Origin of the sequence: Moraxella sp. TY6 (assembly GCF_048551375.1) — a bacterium.
Taxonomy (GTDB): Bacteria; Pseudomonadota; Gammaproteobacteria; order Pseudomonadales; family Moraxellaceae; genus Faucicola.
The window spans coordinates 78,265-93,949 of record NZ_JBLYZJ010000002.1 but is presented as its reverse complement, the minus strand read 5'-3'; the positions used below and the strand labels follow the sequence as shown (position 1 = coordinate 93,949).

Below are 15,685 nucleotides of genomic sequence, written 5' to 3'. Positions count from 1 at the left end.
ATTGAAAAAAGGATAGTCCCATGCAATATAAAGCCCCCCTTCGTGATATGAAATTCGTGATGCACGAGTTGCTAAAATTTGAAGAACATTTTAACGCCATCCCTGCCTACGCCCATGTGGATAGAGAAACGCTCGATAGCTTTGTCGAAGCTGGGGCAAGCTTTGCCGAAAACGAACTATCGCCACTTAATCGCACAGGCGATGAAGAAGGCTGTCGTTTTGAAAATGGCAATGTATACACCCCAACTGGCTTTAAAGAGGCCTACAAACAATATTGCGAATTGGGCTTCCCATCACTCTGTGCTGACCCAGAATTTGACGGTCAAGGTATGCCATTGTCGTTGGGTTCAGCCATCAATGAGATGACAGGCACAGCGAACTGGTCATTTTCAATGTACCCCGGATTATCAGAAGGGGCAATTCGTACCATCGAACATCACGGTACAGACGAGCAAAAACAACATTATTTGCTAAAACTTATCAGCGGTGAATGGACTGGTACAATGTGTTTGACCGAAGCTCATGCAGGGTCAGATTTGGGGATTATCCGCACCAAAGCCGAGCCAAATGATGACGGTAGCTATGCCATCACAGGTCAAAAAATCTTTATTTCCGCTGGCGAACACGACATGGCGGACAATATCGTACATATCGTGCTAGCTCGCTTGCCCAATGCCCCACAAGGTACAAAAGGTATTTCGCTATTTATCGTACCAAAATTTAATGTCAATGCAGACGGCTCTATCGGTGAGCGTAATGCCGTGACTTGTGGTTCAATCGAACACAAAATGGGTATCAAGGCCTCTGCCACAGCGGTGTTAAACTTTGACAAAGCCAAAGGCTTTTTGATTGCTGAGCCAAATAAAGGCTTAAATGCCATGTTTACCTTTATGAATACTGCTCGTATTGGCACAGCAATTCAAGGTTTGACGGCTTCTGAATTTGCGTTCCAAGGTGGCTTGATGTATGCCAAAGAGCGTCTTGCCATGCGTGCATTAAGCGGTGCAAAAGCCCCAGAACAAGTGGCTGACCCTATCATCGTGCATCCTGCGGTGCGTAATATGCTATTGACCTCCAAAGCCTTTGCCGAAGGCGGTCGTGCGTTAGTATATTATCTATCACAATTTGCCGATGTGGTTGCCAAAGGCGAGGGCGAAGCCCAAGTATATGCCGACCAAATGCTATCACTATTGACCCCTATCGCCAAAGCCTTCTTGACCGAAACTGGCTACGAGTCTGCCAATCACGGCGTGCAAGTGTATGGCGGTCACGGCTTTATTCGTGAGTGGGGTATGGAACAAAACGTGCGTGACACTCGTATCGCCTGTTTATACGAAGGTACGACCGAAATCCAATCACTTGACCTACTAGGTCGTAAAGTATTGGGTTCAAACGGCAAGCTATTGGCAAACTTTAGCAAAGTTATTCATAAATTCTGCGAAGAAAACAAAGACAATGACGACATGGGCGAATTTGTCCGTCCATTGGCTCGCCTAAACAAAGAATGGGGCGATTTGACCAGCCGTATCGGTATGCAAGCGGTCGAAAACCCAGACGCAGTGGGTGGTGCATCAGTCGATTATATGTATTTTAGTGGTTATGTGACCCTTGCCTATCTATGGGCAAGAATGGCATTGGTGGCGAAAGAAGCTCTAAAAGGTGACACCACCGAAACCAAATTCTACACTGCCAAAATCAAAACCGCTCAATTCTACTTTGCCAAACTGTTACCACGCACGTTGACCCATGTCAAACGCATTGATACCGGACTTGAACCATTGATGAGCATGGAAATTGACGAATTTCAATTTTAATTGATGTCAATGTTAATTACGAAAAAGGGCGTTTTAACGCTCTTTTTTTTGCCTGTCTTTTATGCACTTCAATGGCTTCGTGCTATAATCTGAAACGATAACTCACTAAAATAAACTAGCCAACCAACAAAAGGAAAAACCATGAAAATCCTAACCAAACTTACCACCTTATTCGCACCTATCGCTCTATTGGCAGGTTGTGCCTCAACAGGTGGCGTGGCAATCGACCCAAACGTAGCTATTGGCACAGCCAGCAATGTTGGCATGGCAGTATTCCAAACCGCTGTTGACCAAAAATGCCGTAGCGAACTGACTGCCAACCAATACTATAAACTTGCCAGTATCGCCATGACCGATGAACAAAAAACCAACCTTCAAACCAACGTCTGTGGCTGTGTCAGCCAAAGTGCCAGCCAAAACGTCAATGTGATTGACCTTGCGACCGCTGCCTCTAGCCCAACCACACGCACTGCCTTAGTCACCAAAACTGTTAGCGGTGCATTACAAACTTGCGTTGGTCAATTCGTTAAATAAATGATTGCTAAATCACAATACCCCCTTGAGTTTTACTTGCAAACTCGCTAAAACTCAAGTATAATACTGCACCTTATTGCATTGCTTTCAGCGAAATTTCGCCGAAAGCCTTTCAATCTCCTTGCTATTGACATGGGGTCAATGGCTGTTTAATCCGTGAGGAGTCTTTATGAGACATTATGAACTGGTATTATTGGTTCACCCAGACCAAAGCGACCAAGTAGTCGGTATGGTTGAGCGTTACATCAACTTAGTAAAAGAGCAAGGTGGTGCTATCCATCGCCTAGAAGATTGGGGTCGCCGTCAATTAGCTTACCCAATCAACAAAGTACACAAAGCTCACTATGTACTACTTAACATCGAAGCAGGTCAAACCACCCTTGACGAGCTAGAAGAATTATTCCGTTACAACGATGCGATTATCCGTAGCTTAGTTATCCGCCGTGATGAAGCGATTACCGAAGAATCACCACTTGCCAAAAGTGCTGAAGAAAAACGTGCTCGCAAAGCCTCACGTAGAACTGATGCAAATCAAGATGACTATCAATCAGCCGATGATGAGTCAGAAGATGATGCTGACAACAACGAATAATTAAGGAGAATAATCATGGCACGTTTTTACCGTCGTCGTAAATTTTGCCGTTTCACTGCTGAAGGTATCAGCCATATCGATTATAAAGATATCGAAATCCTAAAACAGTATGTGACTGAAAGTGGCAAAATCGTACCAAGCCGTATCACTGGTACTTCTACTAAATACCAACGCCAACTAGCCGTAGCTATCAAACAAGCTCGCTACCTTGCGTTGATTCCGTACACTGACAGCCAAAAATAATCTAAGGAGTGATAGATGCAAGTTATCTTATTACAACGTATCGCAAACTTAGGTAAACTAGGCGATACAGTAAACGTAAAAGCAGGCTATGGTCGTAACTACCTTGTACCACAAGGTAAAGCCCTACCAGCTACTGCAATTAACATCGAAAAATTTGAAGCACGCCGTGCCGAACTAGAAAAAGTTGAAGCCGAAGAATTAGCCGCTGCTAATGCTCGTGCCGAAGCCCTACAAGACGTGAATGTTATCATTCGTGCCAAGTCTGGTGACGAAGGTAAACTATTCGGTTCAATCGGTACTCGTGACATCGCTGATGCCTTGACCAAATCTGGCTTGCCAGTTGACCGTTCAGAAGTTAAACTTCCTGAAGGTGCATTGCGTCAAGTTGGCGAATACAACGTGGATATCCAATTACACCACGATGTAATGACCAACATTTTGGTAACTATTTTAGCAGAAGAAAGCAACGCTTAATTTGCAAAATTTTTGCCAATGTAGTGATAAAAAGAGATAGCGTTTGCTATCTCTTTTTTTTGAAAAATCTATTGGTATTTTACCCCAAAATTGGGTATAGTTGACCTCCATTTTGAGTCGATAGAGGTGGCTATGGTCGAAAATACAGATGATAAAAAACTGACCGAACAACAGGTCACACACCCCACCGAATCCGCAAAATCCCAGCTAAAAGCCACACCCCTCACCCAACATCAACCGCATAGCATTGATATTGAAAAGTCTGTGTTAGCCTCATTGATGAGCCTTGATGAATCCTTTGAACGGATTTCGGACATTATCGCCAAAAGTGATTTTTATGCCCAACGTCATCAGTTAATTTTTGAAGCCATCAGTCATCTTGCCAATGCCAGTGAACCCTATGATGTGGTGATGGTGATGGATTGGCTGGATTCACAAAAACTGCTCGAATCGGCAGGTGGTAGCGATTATTTGGGTAATATTTTATCCCAAAGTCCAGCGACTTTATTTAACCTCACCGCCTATGCCCAACGGGTGCGTGAGCTTGCGACTTTACGCCAAATCATCAAAGCAGGCAATCATATGCTAGAGTTGGCGTATGATAGCAAAGACCAAAGCGTCAGCGACATTTTGGACAGTGTCGAAAGTGAAATTTTTTCGATTAATGAGCAATACAGTCGCCGTGCCAGCCAAAAAGGTCCAACCAAAATCAATAGCGTCATCACCAATGTCATGCAGTCAATTCAAGAACTCAAAGACAACCCAGATGGCATGATTGGATTACAGACCCCTTTTGTTGAGCTGAATAATAAAACCCAAGGCTTACAATCAGGTGACTTGATTATTGTGGCTGCTCGTCCTTCGATGGGTAAAACTACTTTTGCCATGAATTTGGCAGAAAGTATTTTATTTAATACCGATTTGCCTGTGGTGGTGTTTTCGATGGAAATGCCTGCTGAGTCGATTGTCATGCGTCTATTGTCCTCATGGGGGGCGATTAATCAGACACATTTGCGTTCTGGACAAATGAATGAGGACGAATGGGGCAAACTTGCCAATGCGATTGCCCATTTGCATGAAAAGAAACTATATATTGACGATAGCACTGCCCTACCCCCTTCTGAGGTACGGTCACGTTGTCGGCGTATTGCCAAGGATAATGGTGGCAAGCTCGGTATGGTGATGGTGGATTATCTTCAATTGATGAAAGTACCTAGTCTTGATGGTAACCGTGTTGGTGAGATTTCTGAGATTTCTCGAAGCCTCAAGGCTTTGGCTCGTGAAATGAACTGCCCTGTGGTGGCATTATCACAGCTTAACCGAAGCCTTGAAAATCGCCCCAATAAACGCCCCATTATGTCGGATTTGCGTGAATCTGGTGCGATTGAGCAAGATGCGGATTTAATTATGTTTATTTACCGTGATGAGGTATATAATGAAAACAGCGATGCCAAAGGTATGGCTGAAATCATCATTGGTAAACAGCGTAATGGCCCGATTGGTACGGTACGCTTGTCATTTGAGGGACAATTTACCCGTTTTGGCAATTTAACCCCAGAATTTTATCAAGGTGATACTTTTAGTGCGTCAGATGAGTAATTTTTTTAACATAGGACTTACGCATTTAACCAAATCGTAGGTTGGGTAGAGCTTGCGATACCCAACAATTTAAATGGTTTATGTTGGGTATCATTCTTCCACCCAACCTACAAATGGCATTTTTGCGTAAGTCCTATAACAATAAGATTTACTCAAAAACAGAAACATTAAAATTAAACCAAAACCCAAAAATTAAAATCGTAGGGGCGTAATGCTTATGCCCTATTTGAGATTTGAAATACTGGGCTTATGCAATAAGCCCCTACAACACCCTATTTATTGGGTTTGGTATTACATCAATCCTACACGATTAATCTATCCTACAACTATCAATTATTATGCGTCAAACCACCGTTACCATCAATTTATCCGCCCTTGCCCATAATGTGCAACGGGTCAAACAATACGCCCCCACCGCCCAAGTAATGGCAATGGTCAAAGCCAATGCTTATGGTCATGGGGCAGTCGCTTGTTTACCTGCCTTTGACCATATCGATGCGTTAGGGGTGGCGTGTCTTACCGAAGCCCTCGCCCTACGCCAAGCCCATTGGACAAAAAAAATCGTCATCATCGAAGGGGCATTTAGCGAGCCAGAATGGCAAACTTGCCTTGAGCAACATATTGACTGTGTGATTCATCAGCAAAACCAACTTGACTGGGCTTTGGCTCATTTACCAACATCATCAACAGCCACTGTTTGGCTCAAATTTAACACAGGTATGAACCGTTTGGGCTTTGATGAGGATGAGATTTTACCGATTGCCAAACAATTACATGAAAAAGGTTATCAGGTTGTTTTGACCAGTCATTTTGCCAATGCTGATGTCAAAGACCACCCCAGTAATCACGCTCAAATTGCCAAATTTGACCGAGTATTATCACAGCTAAAACAACAAGTTAGCCCCACCACCATTCAAGGCTCATTGTGTAACTCAGCAGGCATTATCAACTTTCCCAAACAGCATCACGACTGGGTACGAGCAGGGATTATGCTATATGGGGCAACGCCCTTGGCAGATGCGTCTGCTGATAAGCTAAATTTACAGCCTGTGATGCAGTTTGATGCCCAAATCATGGCAACCCATGAGCTACAAGTTGGCGAATGTGTTGGCTATGGCAGTCGTTGGCAAGCCGATAAACCCAGCCATATCGCTATCGTTAGCGTAGGCTATGCCGATGGCTACCCTCGTGTGGTCAACCAGTCTGCGTATGTCACTGCAAATGATAAAAAGTTGCCCATCATTGGACGAGTGGCGATGGATATGTTGATGGTGGATATCACAGGGGTAGCAGATATGGATGTCGGTACGTCCGTGCAATTATGGGGCGAGTCGCCTTGTATTGATGAAGTCGCCAATTGGAATGATACCATTGGCTATGAATTAATGTGTTTGGTGACACAGCGTCCGATTTGGCGATGGAATAAATGATTCAATCGTGATTTTTTACCCATGTTCGGTTTATTTTCATCAATTTAATGCCCCAACTGGCTAGACAGATGCGTTAAATCCGTTATACTGGTCGTTTATGGTTTTTTATTTTATCACTATCCGTAGGACAGGCAATGAGTATCCGCCATTTTTTGACGCTATTAGATTTAAGCCGTGACGAATTAATGCAAGTTTTGCACCGTGCCAGTGAACTTCGCCAAATGCAACATGAGGGCGTGGTATATCAACCGTTTGTTGGTCGTACTCTTGGCATGATTTTTGAGAAGTCTAGCACTCGCACTCGTATCTCATTTGAAACAGGCATGGGACAGTTTGGCGGTCATGCGATTTTTTTATCGCCTCGTGATACCCAATTAGGGCGTGGTGAGCCGATTGAAGATTCAGCAAGGGTCATCTCTCGTATGGTCGATATCGTGATGATTCGCACATTTGGACATGATATTGTCGAAAAATTTGCCGAATATTCGCAAGTCCCTGTCATCAATGCCTTGACTGACGAACAGCACCCTTGCCAATTGCTTGCTGATATGCAAACCTTTATGGAACACCGTGGCAGTATCGAAGGCAAAACCGTGACGTGGGTCGGTGATGGCAATAATATGTGTGCCTCCTTTATCCATGCCGCCCATCAATTTGGCTTCCAACTGCGTGTCACTGCCCCTTATGGCTTTGAGCCAAATCCTGATTTAATCAAACAATATTCGCACTGTGTCGATTTGGTCGAAGATGTCAATGAAGCGGTCAAAGGCTCGCACTTGATTGCCACGGATGTGTGGGCAAGTATGGGGCAAGAAAGCGAACAAAATACTCGAGCCAGACGTTTCGCCCAATATATGGTCACTCGCTCTCTACTTGATAAAGCTGACCCAGACGTGCTATTTATGCACTGCCTCCCTGCTCACCGTGGCGAAGAAATCTCATTTGACCTACTCGACGACCCTCGTGCTGTCGTTTGGGATGAGGCCGAAAACCGATTACACGCCCAAAAAGCCTTGATGGAATTTTTGTTAAAAGATAAAATCAAACTTTCTTAATATGGTCAACTAAATTACGAATCATATCTTTGAATAGTGTGTAAAAAGTAATTAAAGTAAGTTTTGATAATCGTAAGGTGCGTCATACGCACCCTTAAAAAAGCAAAGTCTATCTAAATGGTGCGTGAAACGCACCTTACATTCGATAGACTTTTTAAGACTTATCACTTTGACATTATCTATTTTTGATATCTTGGGCGTAAGCATTACACCCCTACTCTTTACACTGATTGCTAAAATAAACCCCTAATAATCATCCCCATAAAAACACGGAATTTCGCCATGTATTTTGTCTTATCGCCTGCCAAAAACCTTAACGAAAACAACGATGTGACTTTTTACTTTGGCAAAGAGTACAGCCAACCAACGCTTATGCCTCAAGCCTGCGAGCTGATGCGTGTGCTAAAACCACTCGAACCCACCGACCTCTCTGCCTTGATGGGGATTTCGGCAAACCTTGCTGAACTTAATGCTGTCCGTAATCAACAATGGGCGTGGGATGAGAAAAAACCTTTTACTATCGACAATAGCGATACGCCTGCCAAACCTGCGGTATATTTATTTGATGGTGATGTTTATACAGGGCTAGATGCTTACAATCTTAATCGTGAAGAAATTGGTTTTTTAAATCAACATCTTGGCATTTTATCTGGGTTATATGGCTTGCTAAAACCCTTGGATTTGATGCTACCGTATCGGCTGGAAATGGGGACTAAACTAAAAAATCTTAAAGGCAAAGATTTATACCAATTTTGGGGTGATAGCATCACGGATTTAATCAATCAACGGATGGCAGAAAATGATGATAAAGTCTTGGTAAATTTAGCCTCTAACGAATATTTTAAAGCGGTGAATGCCAAAAAAATTCACGCTGAGATTGTCACGCCTCGTTTTGAAGATGGCAAAGATGGTAAGTATAAAGTAGTGAGTTTTTATGCCAAAAAAGCCCGTGGTTTGATGGTACGCTATGCCTGTGAAAATGGCGTGCAAACTGTTGATGAGCTAAAGGATTTTGATTTGGATGGTTATTATTTTGTCGAAAATGCGTCTAGTTCAACAGAGTTGGTGTTTAGACGAGATAACGATTAAAAAAATACCCATTAAGCCAATGGCAAATTGATTTTTGCCTTGCATAACTTATCATGTAAATCTAAAAATTTGGCAATGTTGGGATGAATTTCGGCATTGCCAATTTTTTTGATAAAATGACACGCTGAATAGTGTTGGGCGGTTTGGTGATATTGATTTAACCATTGCTGATTTTGTTGTTGAAATTTGACAGGGATATCATCACGCCAAAAATCTTGATAACCCAAAAATTGCGTTTTAATCCCCATTCGCCACGGCTTGCCAGTTACTCTAGCTCGAAAACATTGTTGCACTTTACACAGCTTTTGATACACCGTATCAACAGGTAAATTATCAAAGCAAATTTGGGTAAATTCATCGTTAGCCGTGAAATTATCATGCAAAGCAATGAGGCGAAAGCCTTGTGGGGTTTGGTAAAGGTTAAAACTGGCTTGGGGATTTTGTTGTAAAAATGGTGTGAGGATTTTTTGCAACATCGCCAAATAGCCACCTTCATTCTCAATATGAGTGGTTAATAACTGGTTTTGTTGTACCTTTAATACCTTATTCCTTTTATTATTGATTTTAAAAATAATAAAAAATGTAATCAGCAATACACAAAAAAATAAAAATATCCAAACGCTTAAATGTAAATTTGGTAATATCGTTCCTAGTATCAAAGCAACTACCCACGCCCACCACCCTGAAATATGTTTAACTGGTAATAATTCGGTGGCTATGATAGGTAAAAATTGATTGTCAAAATAATCGTTATCAATATCCAGAATCAATACATTTTCGACATTAAGGCAAGTCGCCCCATAACTATTGATAGTGGTGACGGCATTTAGGTTGTCATAACGCTCAACGACTTGCTCACGAATCGGCAGACCACTTTCATCAAGATACTTGCCTTTACCATCGTAGCGTTTTATGTATTTTTCGCCTGCTAGAATGCGTGTGCGAGCGTCTTCACAGCGTGCAATTGCATGGTTTTTGGCATCTTCAAGGCTAATATCCGACCAACCAAAACGAAAGACTTCTCTTGGTTTGTTTTTATAATCAAAGTCGATACGGTGGCTTGACCAATAATTGGGGATTTTCATAGTGTTATAAGCGATTGTTTAAATTTAAAATCTTCTAAAATTGGTACGACTTTTTTACTAACATTTTCAATACTTTTGCTTTCTGCCGTCCATAAAAAAGGCATAAAAGAAAAAACTTCATCGGTCGTCAGATTGGCGATATCCTGTTGCCAGTTTTTCCAATAAAAATTGGCATAAAACTGGTCTATCGCCCCACAAAATACCCAGTAGATAAAATCCGAATACCCAATATTTAAGCTTTCCCATGCTAACGTATCTGGGGCAAAATAAAATACATCGCCCAAATTGCCCTCCAATGCACCGCCATTTATGGCAAAATAGCCACCCACTACATCATCAGCAATCAGTAAAAAGCCGTCACTTTGGGTTTGTTGATTCCATGTATCCAAACTACGGTTTAATCGCTCACTACCCGAACCCAAAATCCGCAACCAACCATGATTGATTAGGATTCCGCCTGTTTCATAGATGATTGCCCCTAGCGTAGAGCGTGTGGTGACCTGCATTGCCAATAGAGTTTGCTCGGCTTGTTGTGGATTTTTGGGTAAAGTTTCGATTGAATTGGTAGCTTGTTGTTGCCATTCTTGCACCAAATGCCAAGCAGGGTCATTGTGATTGACTAAGTCCTCTAATGTCATCATTTTCTCCAGTAAAAAACCCCATTAAACATCAGTTTAACAGGGTTTTATTTGTATTGGTAGGGGCGTAATGCCTACGCCCTAAGCCGTTTAATGTAATCAGATTACATCATTCCGCCCATGCCACCCATTCCGCCCATGCCACCCATCGCAGGGGCATTGTCTTTAGCAGGTAAATCAGTAATCATGGCTTCAGTCGTCAACATCAAACCTGCTACCGAGGCAGCGTGTTCAAGTGCAGAGCGAGTGACTTTTGCAGGGTCAAGGATACCCATTTCTAGCATATCGCCATATTCACCAGTGGCAGCGTTATAACCGTAGTTACCTTCACCGCCTTTCACTTGATTCACCACAACAGAGGCTTCATCACCTGCATTGCTGACGATTTGACGAAGTGGAGCTTCCATCGCACGGCGTAGGATATTAATACCTGCGACTTGGTCATCATTATCGCCTTTAACGCTGTCAAGGGCAGAGATAGCACGCACCAACGCCACACCACCACCTGCAACCACACCTTCTTCAACAGCGGCACGAGTTGCGTGTAGGGCATCATCAACACGGTCTTTTTTCTCTTTCATTTCGGTTTCGGTCGCCGCACCGACTTTGATGACGGCAACACCACCAGCAAGTTTGGCGATACGCTCTTGCAGTTTTTCTTTGTCGTAGTCAGAGTTTGATTCCTCCACTTGACGGCGGATAGAGGCGACACGGTCGTCAATTTCGGCTTTTTGACCTGCACCATCCACAATCACGGTGTTTTCTTTACCAACAGTGACTTTCTTAGCAGTACCCAATACTGATAGGTCAGCCGTTTCTAGGCTCATGCCTAGCTCTTCTGATACCACAGTACCACCAGTCAAGATAGCGATGTCTTGTAGCATGGCTTTACGGCGGTCACCAAATCCAGGGGCTTTCACAGCACACACCTTGAGACCACCACGCATGTTGTTCACAACTAGCGTAGCCAATGCTTCGTTCTCGACGTCTTCAGCGATGATAAGCAGTGGTTTGCCCGCTTTCATCACGTTTTCTAGTAGTGGAATCAATTCACGGATATTGCTGATTTTTTTGTCCACCAATAGAATTAATGGATTTTCAAGTTCAGCGGTCAGCGTGTCGGCTTTGTTGGCGAAGTATGGGCTGATGTAGCCACGGTCAAACTGCATACCTTCAACCACTTCAAGGGTATCTTCAAAGCCTGAACCTTCTTCAACGGTAATCACGCCTTCTTTACCCACTTTTTCCATGGCTTGAGCGATTAAATCACCAATGGTTTGGTCAGAGTTGGCAGAGATAGAACCAACTTGAGCGATGGCTTTGCTATCGTTAGCAGGGGTAGAGATGGCATGAATTTTCTCTACTACGGCACGCACACCTTTATCGATACCACGTTTTAAGTCCATTGGGTTCATACCAGCGGCAACTGATTTCATACCTTCTTGCAAGATAGCTTGTGCAAGTACAGTTGCAGTGGTAGTACCGTCACCAGCCACGTCGTTGGTTTTGCTAGCCACTTCACGCACCAACTGTGCACCCATGTTTTCAAATTTGTCTTCTAGCTCGATTTCTTTGGCAACTGATACACCGTCTTTGGTGATGGTTGGGGCACCAAATGACTTGTCAATCACTACGTTACGACCTTTTGGCCCTAAAGTGACTTTAACTGCGTTTGCCAATACGTTGACACCGTCAATCATTTTGCTACGAGCGTCAATACCAAATTTTACGTCTTTTGCCATTTTTTACTCCAATAATTTTTTGATTTTAAATTGATTTAACTTATCTTAACCCCCTCTAACTCCCTCTTATCAGGGGGAGAACCCTCCCACCCCTGTTAAAGGGAGGGTTGGGGTGGGGTCATAGATATTGGTATTTAAATTTGTATCATTACTTATATGAATCTAAATTTTAATCCCCCTAAATCCCCCTTTTTCAAAGGGGGACTTCCCCCTCCCTTTGTGAAAGGGAGGGTTGGGGAGGGATTTTATTATGCTTCTAGCACACCCAATACATCGCTTTCTTTCATAATCAATAATTCTTCACCGTCAACTTTAACGGTTGAGCCAGCGTATTGACCGAATAGGACTTTGTCGCCGACTTTGACATCTAATGCACGCACGCCATTGTCAGTGATTTGACCATTACCCACAGCGATGACTTCACCTTGGGCAGGTTTTTCTTGGGCATTACCAGCAAGTAAAAGACCGCCAGCGGTTTTTTGCTCTTCTTCGCTACGGCGTACTACGATACGGTCATGTAAAGGACGAATTTTCATTATTAACTCCATCAATTTCCACAAATATTTATTTAAGGTGACGGCTAAATGCCGTTTGCGGTGGTTTTGCTCGTGTGATTGGCACACTAACAAACTGATTTTAACAATGGGGTTGGTGGTGAATTTGTTCAAGCCGTTTATCGTAATTTTTTTTGATTTTATAAATGTCATTGCTACGATTATCACGCTAACCTGTCATAACGCTAATATTTTGTTACAAATTCGGCAAAAGGCTTGTATTTTAGTGGGTGGGGTTTTATCTTAGTAAAAACTGAATCCATTTATTAACTGGGGAATACCATGAATTTAACCAAACTTGCGACCTTAACTACCCTTGCTACCGCAACTGCCATCGCTAGCGTGCCTGCAATTGCAAATGTTGCTCCGTTTTCGGCAAGCTATAATTTTAGCATCGAGGGCAAATATAACGGCTCTGCCACTCGCACCCTTAAACAAAACGGCAATCAATATAACTACGATGTCAATGCCAACGTGGGCAAGCTCGCTTCGGCTCGACAAACCACGGTTTTTGCCAATAATAATGGCTTGGTATCGCCCATCACTAGCACCACGCAATACAAAATTTTGGGAGCAGGTCGCACCACGACACTAAATTTCAACCCTGCCAAAAAACAATTTACCAGTAACTACAAAGGCGAAAATAAAACCATCGCCATGCCCCAAATTGCCTATGATGATTTGAGCCTTGAGGTGCAAATTCGAGAGGATTTAAAAGCCAATCGCTTCCGTGGTAGCTATAATATGGCTGACCGTAATAAAGTCGAAAGCGTGCCTTTTACCAAGTCAGCAATGACTAAAATCACCGTGCCTGCAGGGACATTTGATGTGGTGCGAATCGACCGTGTGCATGATGATAAATCACGCCAAACCAGTTTTTGGCTTGCCCCTAGCTTGGATTATTTGCCTGTAAAAGTCGTGCAAAATGATGATGGTAAAAAAATGGAAATGAATCTTGCCAAAGTTAATTAAACTTTGATTAAACAAAGCAGTCAATGCGTCAATTTTCTGCTAAAATAAGCCCATTTGTTATGGGCTTATTTTTTTACATTTATGACGACTTTAACCACACCTACATCCCCTACCACCTCCAATCCCACCCAAAATGCCGTTGTACTGCTGTCGGGGGGGTTGGATTCTGTCACTTGTTTATATTGGGCAAAAGCCAATTTTGCCAAGGTCACCGCAGTGAGTTTTAATTATGGGCAACGCCATAATAGTGAACTTAATTCTGCGATTAAAATCGCCAAACATGCAGGGGTTGACCACCGCATTATCAATATTGACCTTGCACAACTCGGTGGCTCGGCATTGACCGACCAATCAATCGCTGTGCCTGATGCCAAACACACCGATTTTAGCGACCCCACGGATATTCACAATAATGCCAATATCCCTGTGACGTATGTCCCTGCTCGCAATACCATCTTTTTATCCTATGCTTTAGCAGTGGCGGAAGTGACCCAAGCCAGTGCGATTGTGATTGGGGTCAATACGGTGGACTATTCGGGCTATCCTGACTGTCGCCCAGAGTATATCCATGCCTTTGAAGTCATGGCAAACCTCGCCACCAAAGCAGGCGTGACAGGACATCATCTCAGCATTGCTACGCCTTTGTTGCATTTGAGTAAATCAGCTATCATCAAATTGGGCGTATCGCTCGGCGTGGATTATAGCCAAACCGTGTCTTGTTATAAGGCAGACAGCGAAGGGAGAGCCTGTGGGCAGTGCGATAGCTGTTATTTGCGTCAGCAAGGTTTTTTACAAGCTGAAATAGATGACCCTACCATTTATCAGTAATCTAATTGTAGCAAGGCAGTCTGCCAAGCTGATTACATGTTTATTTTGACGAGGAAAATATAATGAAACATTTTGCCCTATTAACTGCCGTTGCGATGTTTGGTTTGCCTGCTGTTGCTCAAGCTAACACTCAGCAAGTAAATGCCTGTGTCACGCAGATGACTGAAAAAAACATCATGGATAAAGCATCGGCTCAAAAAGTTTGTAGCTGTGTGGTCAAAGAACAAGCCAAAATTACCCGAGCCCAAAAAACTGAATTGGATAACTGGGTAAAAAGTGGTAAAGACGTGCGTCAAAACAAAACTTTCCAAACCATCAGTGGCAAAATGAAAGCCTGTAGTGCAGGGATTAAATAACTGAATAAATCTTATTAAAATCTCCCCCAACCCCCTCTTTACAAAAGAGGGGGCTTTGTTCAGAAATAAATTTGATATGAGGGAAAAGTCCCCCTTTTAAAAAGGGGGATTTAGGGGGATTATATGTAAAATGTTAATACCTCTTATCCCGAGTTCAGGTTAATAAATAAAGGATTATGAATGCCCACTTTACCCAATTTTACCGTCCAACTTGTGCAAGCCGTAGATGAAAATTTTGAGCAATTTTCTCACCCTACGCTTACCCTTACGGATTTTATCACCCAACAGCAAACAGGGCTGATTTTGTACTTTTATCCCAAAGACAATACCGCAGGGTGTAGCGTGCAAGCCCAAGATTTTAGTGAGCATCAACAAGCATTGCAACAGTTGGGTTTTAGCGTGATTGGTGTTTCTCGTGATAGCGTCAAAAGTCACGAGAAATTTATTGCCAATAAGCAGATTAATTTTCCGCTTGTCAGTGATACCGAGCAACAACTGTGCAAGCATTTTGGTGTGATTGGCGAAAAAAATATGTATGGCAAAAAGGTACTGGGCGTGGTGCGTTCGACTTTTGTTTTTGATAAACAGGGTAATCTACTGCACGAATTTCGTAATGTGCGAGCCAAAGGGCATTTAACCGCATTATTAGAAACGCTCAAACCCTAAAAACGTGCTAAAAT

The 15,685-nt window shown here is 42.9% G+C and carries 17 protein-coding genes; 13 read left to right on the top strand and 4 right to left on the bottom strand.

Translation table 11 applies throughout. The features are described 5' to 3' along the window. Positions 1-20: 20 nt before the first annotated feature. The 9 genes from ACK1U4_RS02310 to yaaA all read left to right on the top strand — a co-directional run bounded on the left by ACK1U4_RS02310 (position 21) and on the right by yaaA (position 8,830). Positions 21-1,814, top strand: a complete 1,794-nt coding sequence (locus tag ACK1U4_RS02310; RefSeq protein WP_419400885.1) for an acyl-CoA dehydrogenase C-terminal domain-containing protein — start codon at positions 21-23, stop codon at positions 1,812-1,814. A 141-nt stretch (positions 1,815-1,955) separates the two neighbouring features. Next, complete coding sequence (locus tag ACK1U4_RS02305) at positions 1,956-2,348, top strand: hypothetical protein (protein ID WP_419400884.1); 393 nt, start codon at positions 1,956-1,958, stop codon at positions 2,346-2,348. Positions 2,349-2,517: 169 nt separating this feature from the next. Further along, positions 2,518-2,940, top strand: coding sequence for a 30S ribosomal protein S6 (gene rpsF / locus ACK1U4_RS02300; RefSeq protein WP_419400883.1), 423 nt, complete (start codon positions 2,518-2,520; stop codon positions 2,938-2,940). 15 nt (positions 2,941-2,955) lie between these two features. Further along, entirely contained in the window at positions 2,956-3,183 is a 228-nt protein-coding gene (gene rpsR / locus ACK1U4_RS02295; protein WP_419400882.1) for a 30S ribosomal protein S18, read from the top strand. A gap of 15 nt (positions 3,184-3,198) precedes the next feature. Next, on the top strand, positions 3,199-3,657 hold the full coding sequence (gene rplI / locus ACK1U4_RS02290; protein WP_419400881.1) for a 50S ribosomal protein L9: 459 nt from the start codon (positions 3,199-3,201) through the stop codon (positions 3,655-3,657). 132 nt (positions 3,658-3,789) lie between these two features. Beyond that, complete coding sequence (gene dnaB, locus ACK1U4_RS02285; RefSeq protein WP_419400880.1) at positions 3,790-5,256, top strand: replicative DNA helicase; 1,467 nt, start codon at positions 3,790-3,792, stop codon at positions 5,254-5,256. A 338-nt stretch (positions 5,257-5,594) separates the two neighbouring features. Further along, positions 5,595-6,686, top strand: coding sequence for an alanine racemase (gene alr / locus ACK1U4_RS02280; protein ID WP_419400879.1), 1,092 nt, complete (start codon positions 5,595-5,597; stop codon positions 6,684-6,686). Positions 6,687-6,820: 134 nt separating this feature from the next. Then, entirely contained in the window at positions 6,821-7,741 is a 921-nt protein-coding gene (gene argF / locus ACK1U4_RS02275; protein WP_419400878.1) for an ornithine carbamoyltransferase, read from the top strand. A 282-nt stretch (positions 7,742-8,023) separates the two neighbouring features. Beyond that, positions 8,024-8,830, top strand: a complete 807-nt coding sequence (gene yaaA / locus ACK1U4_RS02270) for a peroxide stress protein YaaA (protein WP_419400877.1) — start codon at positions 8,024-8,026, stop codon at positions 8,828-8,830. A gap of 11 nt (positions 8,831-8,841) precedes the next feature. Here the strand turns inward: yaaA and ACK1U4_RS02265 are convergent, their stop codons facing one another. From ACK1U4_RS02265 to ACK1U4_RS02250, 4 genes are all read right to left on the bottom strand, one after another. Next, a complete protein-coding gene (locus ACK1U4_RS02265; RefSeq protein ID WP_419400876.1) occupies positions 8,842-9,915 on the bottom strand; it encodes a hypothetical protein in 1,074 nt (357 codons plus the stop codon). Beyond that, positions 9,912-10,556 (bottom strand): DUF2625 domain-containing protein, encoded by a 645-nt coding sequence (locus ACK1U4_RS02260; RefSeq protein WP_419400875.1) that lies wholly within the window; start codon positions 10,554-10,556, stop codon positions 9,912-9,914. The genes ACK1U4_RS02265 and ACK1U4_RS02260 overlap by 4 nt, the downstream gene beginning before the upstream one ends. 101 nt (positions 10,557-10,657) lie before the next feature. Then, positions 10,658-12,295, bottom strand: a complete 1,638-nt coding sequence (gene groL / locus ACK1U4_RS02255; RefSeq protein ID WP_419400874.1) for a chaperonin GroEL — start codon at positions 12,293-12,295, stop codon at positions 10,658-10,660. Between the two features lie 248 nt (positions 12,296-12,543). Then, positions 12,544-12,834 (bottom strand): co-chaperone GroES, encoded by a 291-nt coding sequence (locus ACK1U4_RS02250; RefSeq protein WP_419400906.1) that lies wholly within the window; start codon positions 12,832-12,834, stop codon positions 12,544-12,546. A 297-nt stretch (positions 12,835-13,131) separates the two neighbouring features. Between ACK1U4_RS02250 and ACK1U4_RS02245 the strand changes: the two genes are divergently transcribed. The 4 genes from ACK1U4_RS02245 to ACK1U4_RS02230 all read left to right on the top strand — a co-directional run bounded on the left by ACK1U4_RS02245 (position 13,132) and on the right by ACK1U4_RS02230 (position 15,671). Continuing rightward, complete coding sequence (locus tag ACK1U4_RS02245; RefSeq protein WP_419400873.1) at positions 13,132-13,821, top strand: DUF3108 domain-containing protein; 690 nt, start codon at positions 13,132-13,134, stop codon at positions 13,819-13,821. Positions 13,822-13,902: 81 nt separating this feature from the next. Beyond that, positions 13,903-14,649, top strand: coding sequence for a 7-cyano-7-deazaguanine synthase QueC (gene queC, locus ACK1U4_RS02240; protein ID WP_419400872.1), 747 nt, complete (start codon positions 13,903-13,905; stop codon positions 14,647-14,649). A gap of 62 nt (positions 14,650-14,711) precedes the next feature. After that, positions 14,712-15,005 (top strand): hypothetical protein, encoded by a 294-nt coding sequence (locus ACK1U4_RS02235; RefSeq protein WP_419400871.1) that lies wholly within the window; start codon positions 14,712-14,714, stop codon positions 15,003-15,005. Positions 15,006-15,185: 180 nt separating this feature from the next. Continuing rightward, positions 15,186-15,671: a peroxiredoxin gene (locus ACK1U4_RS02230; RefSeq protein ID WP_419400870.1), complete on the top strand. Its 486-nt coding sequence runs from the start codon at positions 15,186-15,188 to the stop codon at positions 15,669-15,671. The last annotated feature ends 14 nt before the right edge of the window (positions 15,672-15,685 follow it).

Bases quoted from the DNA above. Each gene is read 5' to 3' on its own strand.
- ACK1U4_RS02310 (WP_419400885.1), top strand. From the start codon at position 21: ATGCAATATAAAGCCCCCCTTCGTGATATGAAATTCGTGATGCACGAG.
- ACK1U4_RS02305 (WP_419400884.1), top strand. From the start codon at position 1,956: ATGAAAATCCTAACCAAACTTACCACCTTATTCGCACCTATCGCTCTA.
- rpsF (WP_419400883.1), top strand. From the start codon at position 2,518: ATGAGACATTATGAACTGGTATTATTGGTTCACCCAGACCAAAGCGAC.
- rpsR (WP_419400882.1), top strand. From the start codon at position 2,956: ATGGCACGTTTTTACCGTCGTCGTAAATTTTGCCGTTTCACTGCTGAA.
- rplI (WP_419400881.1), top strand. From the start codon at position 3,199: ATGCAAGTTATCTTATTACAACGTATCGCAAACTTAGGTAAACTAGGC.
- dnaB (WP_419400880.1), top strand. From the start codon at position 3,790: ATGGTCGAAAATACAGATGATAAAAAACTGACCGAACAACAGGTCACA.
- alr (WP_419400879.1), top strand. From the start codon at position 5,595: ATGCGTCAAACCACCGTTACCATCAATTTATCCGCCCTTGCCCATAAT.
- argF (WP_419400878.1), top strand. From the start codon at position 6,821: ATGAGTATCCGCCATTTTTTGACGCTATTAGATTTAAGCCGTGACGAA.
- yaaA (WP_419400877.1), top strand. From the start codon at position 8,024: ATGTATTTTGTCTTATCGCCTGCCAAAAACCTTAACGAAAACAACGAT.
- ACK1U4_RS02265 (WP_419400876.1), bottom strand. From the start codon at position 9,915: ATGAAAATCCCCAATTATTGGTCAAGCCACCGTATCGACTTTGATTAT.
- ACK1U4_RS02260 (WP_419400875.1), bottom strand. From the start codon at position 10,556: ATGATGACATTAGAGGACTTAGTCAATCACAATGACCCTGCTTGGCAT.
- groL (WP_419400874.1), bottom strand. From the start codon at position 12,295: ATGGCAAAAGACGTAAAATTTGGTATTGACGCTCGTAGCAAAATGATT.
- ACK1U4_RS02245 (WP_419400873.1), top strand. From the start codon at position 13,132: ATGAATTTAACCAAACTTGCGACCTTAACTACCCTTGCTACCGCAACT.
- queC (WP_419400872.1), top strand. From the start codon at position 13,903: ATGACGACTTTAACCACACCTACATCCCCTACCACCTCCAATCCCACC.
- ACK1U4_RS02235 (WP_419400871.1), top strand. From the start codon at position 14,712: ATGAAACATTTTGCCCTATTAACTGCCGTTGCGATGTTTGGTTTGCCT.
- ACK1U4_RS02230 (WP_419400870.1), top strand. From the start codon at position 15,186: ATGCCCACTTTACCCAATTTTACCGTCCAACTTGTGCAAGCCGTAGAT.